Consider the following 10297-nt stretch of genomic DNA (forward strand, 5'->3'; position numbering starts at 1 on the left):
TGGCTCTGGCTTTACAACAATGAACGACCTAATATGGCAATTGGTGGTGTACCACCTAAACAACTATTGAGAGCGGCTTAATTAATTTCTACGAATAACTGCTGCTTAAAATGGGGGGATTACAGTGGCAAGATATTTTCGAAACGATTACGAGTTGTGTCGTTGTCAACTAAGCTACCATTTAGCACTTCCGTTTTATTGTGATTCAGTGCTGAGGTTAGCGATAAAACACCTTGATTCAAATTAGTGGTGTAACCTATGACTAAGTCTATCCCTGTTGTACGAGTATCAAAATCATTTTGATAAAAGTTAACGCGGGTAATACTTTCGCCTCCAGGAACACCCAGTGAAGCAAGCTGAGTCCTTTCATTATCAGTAACCGTGTAGGTAGAAGACGTACTTAGGCGATTATCCACATCCACTTGATAAAAATCTAATGATGAATGGAAACCGCTGTCATGGCGATACACTATCCCCGCACTGAAGTTATTTGATTCTTCTGCTTCAAGGGGATTGATGGTCACGTCTTCTCGTTGAGATATTACATTTGCGACATCACCTTCAGGTGAAAAACGACCAGTGGTGAATATATTTAAGGTATTAGTGTCTAGTCCTTGAGACGTGCGTTCACTGAATAGTTGCCCAGGTGTAGGGGCTTTGAATCCAGTGGATATTGTTCCTCTAATAGCTAGATCACTATTCATTTCATAGCGTGCAGAGAGCTTACCGGTTAATTTTCCGTTTCCATATTCTGAATATTTCTCATAACGTGAGGCTAAACCAATAGTTAACATTTCGCTTATTGGTAAATCAACATCCACATATACTGATTGGCTATTTTGACTGGATTCTCCCGATTGATTTGGCGAAAATCCAGGGAAACCATTTGAACCTGAAGGCAATCCTACCGTAGCGCCAGGTCCTATTTCATAGGATGCGAGATCACCGGGTTTTATCTCATAGGTTTCTTTACGATATTCAACACCAAATGCAATATTTGCAGCATCGCTGAGCATAGATGAAGCCCAAAGGTAATTGAAATCAGCGTTAACATTGGTTTCATTTTGGCTCAATTCACCAATGTAGAAATCGGTAGGACTTAGCGGGCCTAGGGAGGCATTAATGCTGTTGGACATGTTATATTCGATACTGTTTTGTCCAAAGCCAACACTGAGATCCCAATCTAAATCGTTGGATAAAGTGCCTTTTACGCCAACATTTAGTGAGTGGTCACTATCTTCATGACCAAACTGAGGAGAGAAGCCCGCTGGATAAGTGTCTCTTAGGTCAAAGTCTGGGAATACATCTGTTAAATTGAACGCACTAGTGCTGTCTGGGTTACGCCAGTTAAAGTCAGTTAGGCCTTCTCCTTGGCCGAAAGTAGCAAACAAATAGGCCATGCCGATTTGGGTATCTAAACCTGAATTCAATGCAATTCTTAGGGTTTCTGTTTCTGGCTGTCCCCAGTTTTGCACGGGATTAGGTACGTCAACTTCAGGATGGTCGGCTGCAAACTGAATGGCATCAGGTCGCTGTCGACTTCGGGAGGTTTTTTGAGCATCTGCATATTCAAAACTTACTGTAACAAAACCGTCGTCGCCTAATTCCATTCCGCCTTTGATACCAGTCCTGATATTTTCACCGTCTCCTTCGGCATATTCTGAATATTGCACAAAACCTTCAAGCCCTTGGCTATCGTCTAATATGATATTAATTACCCCTGCAATCGCATCAGAGCCATACTGAGCCGATGCTCCGTCTCGCAAAACCTCAATGCGTTTAATTGCTGAAGCAGGTATCTGCGATAGGTCGGGAGCCTGAGCGCCATTACCGCCTAAAAGGGCTGAACGGTGGCGGCGTTTACCATTGATCAATACTAAGGTGTGATCCGCTGATAATCCACGCAAGGTGGCTGGGCGAACAAATACTTGACCATCGGCCATTGGTAACCTTTGAACTTTATAAGAGGGCACTAACTGGGCTAGGGTATCTGACAAGTCTTCTGATACTGTTCCCATAAGCTCATCTGCAGCAATTAGATCGATAGGAGCACTAGAATCAAATACGGTTTTTTCGGAAGAACGAGTTCCAGTAACAATGATACTCTCTAAGTTGTTACTCGCAGCATCATCGGGCGTTTGTTGAGCCTGACTTAAAGAGGGAAGAATGGCACTAACACTGCAAACAAAACATACAGAACGAGAAACCTTTGATAACGCAAACATAAATTAAACCCTAGAATTATTTAAATGTGAATGATGAAAGGCGCTACTGTTGCACGTTAAAATGACAAAGCGGTTAAGGAAAAATGGCAGTTTTATTTATCCTTTCCATTTGATTTTATTAGGTTTTATCTTTCGGTAAAATAAACTCTCGCAGATCAAATATCGATTACAGATTCCTTATTTTATTAAAATGTCATAAATTACCTTTACCCTAATTTTCGAATTGAAATGAATAAGCAGCCCTCATATGAACCACTCTAAATTTTCCTTAACTCGTCGTAATTTATTAACTGGAGTTGCCACAACGGCTGCTCTTTCCTCATTTGGCGTTGCTGCTGAAAAAGAATCTTCAAGGTTAATATTGCCTAAAGCAAGTCATGGTTCTGCACAGAGTTTAGCCGCTGACGAAGGGTTCTGGGCTGAGGTCGCCACTTATTATGATCGAACACAGGGAATCGTTAATTTAGAGCACGGTTATTGGGGAAAAATGGCCAAGCCAGTCATTGAGGCTTACCAACGCGCCACTAAGATGGTCAACGATCAAAACTCGTTTTACGCCCGCAAAGATTTTCCTGGTGATATCCGCCATGCCATGAGTCGAGTGGCTCAAGCCCTTGGTGCCCAAGAAGGCGAAATCGTTTTGACCCGCAATGCCACTGAGGCTATCCATAATCTGATTCGTCAATATCAAGGATTAAATGTTGGAGACGGGGTGTTGTTTGCAGACAGTGATTATCCTAGTTTTAAAACAACCATGAAATGGTTGGAGCAGGATCAAGGGGTGGAAAGCATAGAGGTAATCACACCGAGTCTGGCTGACCAACAACAATTATTGCAAGCCTATATTGCCGCCTTCGATAAGCACCCTAATATTAAACTGATGTTACTCACCCATGTGAGTAATCAACATGGATTAGTCTTTCCTGTGGTTGAAATTGTCGAAGAAGCTAAAAAGCGGGGAATTGATGTTATTTGTGATTGTGCACAATCGTGGGGGTTAATTGATTATAAAATCTCTGATCTAAACGTCAATTGGGCAGGATTTAATTTACATAAGTGGATAGGCTCTCCGGTAGGAGTCGGTGCTTTATACATGCAAAAAGGGACGCTGGATAAAATCGCTCCTTATCCTGGTGAGTCCGATCCGAATAACAATCGAGCTTACACCCGCGTGCATACGGCCACTGCCAATTTTGCAGCGTTTTTAACAGTGCCTGTAGCGCTGGATTTTCATCAGGCCATAGGTGGAGAAAATAAACAAGCGCGACTTAAATACTTGCGAGATTTGTGGTTTTCAGAAGCGCAGTCAATGGGACATATTGAAGTGTTAGGTGGAAAAGACAGCATGTCGGCTACCGGTATGAGCTCATTTCGAATAAAAGGTAAAACCACAATCGATGATGCCAATCAACTGCAATAAAAATTGGAGAAGGATTTTGGTATTTTTACGGTTATCCGAAAGGGCTTAGATTCTGGTGCATGTGTCCGTATTACGCCCCAAGTATTTACCAGTGCTGATGAAATTCAACAATTAGTGGAGAGTTTAAAGAAGCTAGCTTAATAGGAAAATAAAAAAGAGGCGTTGTGACATCCTAAGAGACTTAGGGTACAAGGATTTAAACGTACTTCTAATTGCTGAAAACAAGTGGGCCAGAGAGAAGCTGTACTTTCTCTCTGGCTTTTTTCATCGTGTTTACAGAATAGTTTGCAATACTTTTTGAACAACTATGTTGCTTTGTTCAGCACAGACATCATAACCATTGCAATTAAAAAAGACGGTGAAAGCAATATCGTCTTCCAATATATAAAAGGTTTCTGTTTTATAACCAGGCTCGTCTCCGCCGTGGTGGTATACAGTTTTAGTGTTGGACATTTCTTTGAAAATACCCAAACCATACTCTAGGGTGTTCGAAGCTTGTACCATACTTTCAGGTGAGGTGATTAACGCTCTCACATCGCTGTCGACAACAGAGTCCTCATCTACTATGGATTTCAGTAATAAAGAAATATCGCTGACTGAACTCACTAATGGCGCATCAGAAACCCCAATGTTTTCGTACACGGGTTTGGCATTTTCCAATACGCCGTCAATGTTGACGTATCCAGATATAATAGTGCCCAAGCTTTTTTCTAAACCATTGTAGTAGGTACTATTTAATCCAAGGGGAAGAATAACCCGATTGCGCATTTCGGTATAATGATGTTGGCCCAATACTTCATCTAAAATAAGCCCTGCAAGCAAATAGCCGGTATTCGAATAATGAAAATCAGTGCCTGGCATAAAATAAGCTGGCTGATCTAGTGCAAATTGCAATGCATAGATATCGGTTTTGAGTGAGCTAGGGTCGCTCATTATTGTCGAGTACCAATGTGCTTGAGTCGCAGAGTCTAAATAGTCATAAACACCAGCGCTGTGGTTCAACAACTGACGCAACGTCATACTGCGACTATTTTCGATTCGATCTAGAATTTCATCGGGCAGCCAAGTATCGATAGTATCGTCAATATTTAAAACTCCGTCGTTATGTAACATCGCTACGAGCAACGCTGTGGCTTTTTTACCCGCGCTGCCATTGGGCATGACATGATCTATTTGCATGGGGGTTTGCTGTTGTATGTCGGCTAAGCCAGCGCTGCCGATGAAGTCTATTTCTGGTCCTTCAATGGACATTATTACGCCTGGGATACCCTGTTCGACGGCATCGTCTAGAAATTCCTGGTAATCCACCTCTTGGGCAACAGGTGGTGAAATAGTTGTGTTGTCATTGCTGCTAGAGCCACATGCGCCTAATAGCAATATGGCAGTCGCGCTAGTTAATAAATAGTTGATTTTTCGAAATGTAGTCATTGTTAGTACCTTTATGCGTTGTCTGAAAGTGAGCATAAAAGTAACGGGTGGGAGGTGAACTAGAAGTGAAATTAAGACGGAATTATGTACTAAGGCAACGTTTATTCCTTTCAAACTAGTTTAATAAGCCGCTCTGCAAACAGCTGACATTGTTTTGATTAATTTCACCCTGCTTTTACCTTGCCGTTGTAAAAATGCCCCCACTGAATCAACTATAAACAGGCATTAACAGATGAAAAAACAACTCTCAATATTAGCGTTACTTTTTATACCCACCCACCTATTCGCAAATACCTTAAGCGATGCAAACCCGGTAATGCGCAATTTAACCCTGAATGACAACGAAATACTGATTGGATTAGGGGCATCCTACGGTACAGGTTATGGGGAAAATGATGTTCAACCCTTGTTCTCACTTGCCTACGGTGTTACTGACAATTTAACCATTGGCCCAGCAGGAGTAAGGTATGCTGTTTGGCAACGCCCTGAAGCGAATACCGGTTGGGAAGTTACCATTGATGGTGGCTTGATGGGGCTATATGAGTCTGCAGAATATGATGATAGTTATGCACTCGGGGGAGGATTAAGCAGTAAATACGTCATATCTAAAGACTTTTCCATTGGTGCATCGGCCCACTATTTACATTGGAATGAAGATAAGCGTGATAATAAAACTGAGTTCAGAGGCGAGTTGTCAGCAATGTGGCGGGTAAACAGTGACCTGACAGTGTATGGCAGTGGTATGTATCGAGAGCTCAAAGACTTTGCCCAAGATAATGCTTACGCCCTATCGACGGGACTAATTTGGAACCCATCCAAACAAATGGATGTAATCCTTGATTTTACCTACACGGATTTCGATTCGTTGCAAAACGGTTATGACATTGACGCGCATTTTAAACGTCAATATGGCCTTAAAGTCATCTATCGCTTCTAACTAAAAGGTTGTTTAACGCAAGTTTATCATCGATGCCGTTCCCGTCGCGATCGGTGATGGACTTGCTAAACATCGTGGACATTTTTTGGCGGCGCTAGCGCCGTATCGCGCATCTTTGATAAGCAGGAAGTTGCTAGCATTAGGTCGCATATTTTAATCTAGGAGGTATTATGAAGTACCACATCAATATAATCATTTTGCTAGTCGTGTTTGGCTTGTTGTTGAGCGGCTGTTCCTTAGTGAATAGTCTTCGAATGATGCATGCCAATGACGATATTGAGCCTAATTGGCCGAGCCCAAAAAACGATCAAGTTTTACCTGCAATCTATATTGGTGAAAAACCCTATGTGCGTTTGTTAGTAAATGACTCAACAGAGCTGCTGTTTTTAATTGATACAGGGGCTTCTTTCAGCATGGTTTTTGATACACCAAAAGGGAAATCTTTACTCACTAAAAAAGGTTTTGAACTGAAAATAGCAGGCTGGGGTGAAGGCCAAGATACCCAGGCTTATCAATCCGAACTAGCTAGTTTACATATTGGTGAAGTTGAGTTTGAAAACGTCAAAGTTGCTTACATACCTATTTCATTAAGCCCTTACTATTTGCGCGAAGATGAGGCGATTTTTGATGGTGTTTTAGGTCACGACATACTCCGACATTTTGCCTGGACCTTGGATAAACAAAAAGCCTTAATAACCGCATCTGCTGAGCCGCAAACCGTACATAAAGGCGATGCTGCTATGCCGATTTCCGTGTCATTTAGCAAGTTAAGCATTGATGCCACTGTGGAGTTTAATCAAAGCACAAAATTGCAACGAGAAGTATTGATAGATACGGGGAGCAGGCATTATTTTAAAATGAGTGCGGCCTTCCCAATTGAAAATGATATTGCGCTACCCACTAAAAAAATCATGGCTGCCGATTTTGGAATGAGTGGCATGACCGAACATCAAAGGGTTACGATTCCTGCAATACATTTTCAGTCATTACAGATAAACGGAGTAAAAACCAATCTAATCCCAAGCGATGATGAAGACGACTGGTGGGTGATTGGCAGCGCACTAATGAATCAATTTATTACCGTGATTGATTATCACAATCATCAATTCATTATGCGAGCTTATTCTCAGCATGTTTTCGCTTCACGATACAATTTAGCTGGCGTGGAGTTGCGAAAATTACAAAACGGAAATTTCGTAGTACGCTATGTCACAGCAGGACTTCCCGCTGAAGTTTCTGGATTACAAGCCGGGGATGAAATTATCAGTATCAATCAAATACCAGCGACACAGATTTCAGAACAGCAATGGATTGAACTCAATGCAACCCCCGGAAGCAGACAGATGTGTGTTAGAAACCGAGATTGTATTTCCTATGTCAGTCAACATATTTTAGGTTATTCTTCCCACATGTAAGCGTGATTAAGGAAAAGATATGAGTCGACTACAAGATAAAGTTGCCCTGATAACCGGAGGAGCCCAAGGTATTGGATTAGCCACTGCTCAGGCTTTCGTCGACGCTGGCGCTAGGGTCTATATTGCCGATATTGAAGATGATATCGGCCGAAAGGCGGCTGAGATGCTTGGCACCAACGCGGAATACTTATCTCTGGATGTTGGTGAGGAGACCCAATGGAAAGAGACTACAGCTTTGCTTTTACAAAAGCATGAATGTCTTGATATTGTTGTCAATAATGCGGGAATCACTGGGTTTACAGAGACCTCCACGCCTCAGGATCCGGAACATTTTGAGCTAGCGGCTTGGCACAGTGTGCATAAAACCAATTTAGACGGTGTTAGTTTGGGCTGCAAATATGCCATTGCCATGTTAAAAAATGCCAAGTCAGCGAGTATTGTGAATATTTCTTCTCGTTCTGGCATGGTTGGCATTCCTGGCGCAGCGGCCTATGCCAGTAGTAAAGCTGCGGTGAGAAACCATAGTAAAACAGTTGCCCTGTATTGTGCGCAACAAGGTTACCCTATTCGCTGTAATTCGGTACATCCTGGGGCAATATTAACCCCCATGTGGAATACAATGCTAGGCGAAGGAGAGCAGCGCAAGGCCGCTATAGATATGGTCGCACAAGATATTCCATTGCAAACCATGGGCACGCCGGAAGACGTTGCTTATGCGGTACTTTACCTAGCGTCTGATGAGGCTAAGTATGTGACTGGTATCGAATTGACAGTGGATGGCGGTATTTTGGCCGGTGCCACTGCAGCACCTAAAAAATCAAGCTAACAAAATTTGATAATAACTGAAACAGGCATTCACCAGTCATATAGCAGATAACAATAAAAAGCCTAATTGTGTAATCAATGAATATGTAAATTTAAACACATTTTGAATTACTTTTTAGTAAGCCACTAACCTTACCCAAGACTTGGCCGATGGTTATTTGTGCTATATTCTCGCTTCATCAATAATGATCATAAACTCAGCATTGTGGAAACTGACGAGTGAAAACTCAAATTAATTTAGCGGCAATTGCGTCTTTAACCTGCGCACTATCATTTATCTTTGGATTGACTCTAATATTGGTGTGGGTGCCTGACTTCAATGACGGACCTTCTCAGCGTCTGCAGGTGTTTACCGAGCACCCAATGTTAATGCAATTCTGGTATTTTATTGTATATATTGTTTTCGCGGTGGCCATTTTATTATTGAGCATGCAGATCACGGCTAGAGGCACACTAGAACATTCAAAAATGCATAAACTAACGATGTTAGTCAGCTATATTTGGTCTTCATATATTTTTGCCAGCGGTTTAATTGCAATCCTTTCTATTGAGTTTTTATTCAATGCTTGGTTACCCGCTAAAGGGGAAATTTCGGAAATATGGCAAGATATTTACGCCATTCAAATGGGTTTAGGTGAAGGCGTAGAGTGGGTAGGCGGGATCTGGATGTTAGTCATGACTTTAACCCTCATTGAGCAACGGCGTTTCTCTAGGGTAATTCATGGTTTAGGTTATATTACTGCCGCCTTTGGTTTATTAACCTTGATACCGAGTTTAAGTCTAGTCGGCGCACTTTTTGGTGCCCTACAGGTTGTTTGGTTTGTATGTTTAAGCCTTTTACTGTTTAAACAAAATCAACCTGTGGCAATTAGTGAGGGATAACTGTCACTCGATATGAATCATCAAACTGCTCTATGGATAAATCCCAGCCCATCACATTGGCGATTCGATTAACTAAATATTGGCCGTGACCTAACCCTTGATAATAGGGTCTTTCGTCTATTTCACTCAACTCGTTTTCAAAAATTAATTTGTTGCCTTCTGCACTAATTTTCATGCCGCCTTTATAGCCGTGATAGAAACCATTATTGACTAGATTTTGGCAAAGGAGAGAAATTAAATAGTGATTTCCAGTGACTTTCATAGAAGGAGGGATAGCAATATTGACTTGAAAACCGATGTGCGGATAAATACGGTAGATAGCTAGCACAGTTTTTTCAACAATGGGTAAAATTGCTAGGGAGTTGAATTCAAGGTTTTTTTCTCTGGCTAACGCTAATAAAACTTCTACTGTTTGTTTTAATTCATTGCTAGCTTGTTCTAAAATTAAAAACCCTTCTTTATCTAAAGGCGATGTTTTACTCAGCTCCAATGTGTTTTTAATCAGTGTTATTGGGGTTCGTAATTCATGGCTTACGTCACGTGTGAAATCTTGTTCTCGTTTTAGTGCTCTTTGCAACTGTTCAAAGGTTTCAGAAAATGCTACTGCAAGATGGCCAATTTCATCTTCTCGTTCTTTTCCTTGGATTTCACAATCTTGAGTTGATCTGTGGGCGATTACGCTGTTGGTAAGAGATTGTACAGGACGGGAAATCAATGTCGCCAGATACCAAGAACTGAGGAGGGTTAAAACACTAACGCCGATTGAAATGCTAAACAAAAATAGTGGCATGACGCTCGACATATGGGAGGCAGATTCTAACTGTGTTCGATTAAGTAATAAAAACACCTGGGCATTGTTAGCCAAGGGCTGAGATAACAGAAAGCTATAGTTGGAGTGATAGTGAATTTTATTGACCCCTTGATTTTGGTCGAATTGCTGTTGGATCTCCGGCGGAAGCTGACTTAGGTCGGAGTATATTGAAATATAGTTAACACTCGTGTCTGGGATAGTCTTGTACTGTTGGTAGATGGAAGCGATATATAGTCTTTCAACCTTAATTATCTACACTTAGATTGTTTAGGTTATGTGCTCATTACATACGAATATTGAGCGATATTCATTTGATGATTTCTGCTTTTCTTTCGATGCAATGAGTCACTTTAC

Annotated in this window: 8 protein-coding genes; 5 read left to right on the forward strand and 3 right to left on the reverse strand. The window is 41.5% G+C overall.

Annotated elements, in window-relative coordinates:
• Positions 1-119: 119 nt before the first annotated feature.
• Positions 120-2225 carry a TonB-dependent receptor plug domain-containing protein gene (locus ACYVIL_RS18685; RefSeq protein ID WP_460314108.1) on the reverse strand — a complete coding sequence of 702 codons (2106 nt, stop codon included), beginning with the start codon at positions 2223-2225 and terminating at the stop codon, positions 120-122.
• Positions 2226-2472: 247 nt separating this feature from the next.
• Here ACYVIL_RS18685 and ACYVIL_RS18690 point away from each other — a divergent pair, with 247 nt between their 5' ends.
• Positions 2473-3645 (forward strand): aminotransferase class V-fold PLP-dependent enzyme, encoded by a 1173-nt coding sequence (locus tag ACYVIL_RS18690; RefSeq protein WP_460314110.1) that lies wholly within the window; start codon positions 2473-2475, stop codon positions 3643-3645.
• A 273-nt stretch (positions 3646-3918) separates the two neighbouring features.
• On the opposite strand, the gene ACYVIL_RS18695 is transcribed toward ACYVIL_RS18690, so the two are convergent.
• Positions 3919-5073, reverse strand: coding sequence for a serine hydrolase domain-containing protein (locus tag ACYVIL_RS18695; RefSeq protein ID WP_460314112.1), 1155 nt, complete (start codon positions 5071-5073; stop codon positions 3919-3921).
• Positions 5074-5305: 232 nt separating this feature from the next.
• Between ACYVIL_RS18695 and ACYVIL_RS18700 the strand changes: the two genes are divergently transcribed.
• The 4 genes from ACYVIL_RS18700 to ACYVIL_RS18715 all read left to right on the forward strand — a co-directional run bounded on the left by ACYVIL_RS18700 (position 5306) and on the right by ACYVIL_RS18715 (position 9132).
• A complete protein-coding gene (locus ACYVIL_RS18700) occupies positions 5306-6010 on the forward strand; it encodes a hypothetical protein (protein ID WP_303476672.1) in 705 nt (234 codons plus the stop codon).
• Positions 6011-6180: 170 nt separating this feature from the next.
• Positions 6181-7425 (forward strand): aspartyl protease family protein, encoded by a 1245-nt coding sequence (locus ACYVIL_RS18705; protein WP_460314114.1) that lies wholly within the window; start codon positions 6181-6183, stop codon positions 7423-7425.
• A gap of 19 nt (positions 7426-7444) precedes the next feature.
• Positions 7445-8251 carry an SDR family oxidoreductase gene (locus ACYVIL_RS18710; RefSeq protein WP_460314116.1) on the forward strand — a complete coding sequence of 269 codons (807 nt, stop codon included), beginning with the start codon at positions 7445-7447 and terminating at the stop codon, positions 8249-8251.
• Positions 8252-8469: 218 nt separating this feature from the next.
• Positions 8470-9132 (forward strand): hypothetical protein, encoded by a 663-nt coding sequence (locus ACYVIL_RS18715; RefSeq protein ID WP_460314118.1) that lies wholly within the window; start codon positions 8470-8472, stop codon positions 9130-9132.
• Here the strand turns inward: ACYVIL_RS18715 and ACYVIL_RS18720 are convergent.
• Positions 9119-9922 carry a sensor histidine kinase gene (locus ACYVIL_RS18720; RefSeq protein WP_460314120.1) on the reverse strand — a complete coding sequence of 268 codons (804 nt, stop codon included), beginning with the start codon at positions 9920-9922 and terminating at the stop codon, positions 9119-9121. The two genes, ACYVIL_RS18715 and ACYVIL_RS18720, sit on opposite strands and share 14 nt — an antisense overlap.
• Positions 9923-10297: the final 375 nt, after the last annotated feature.

The sequence above is a fragment of the Aliiglaciecola aliphaticivorans genome, assembly GCF_054782055.1.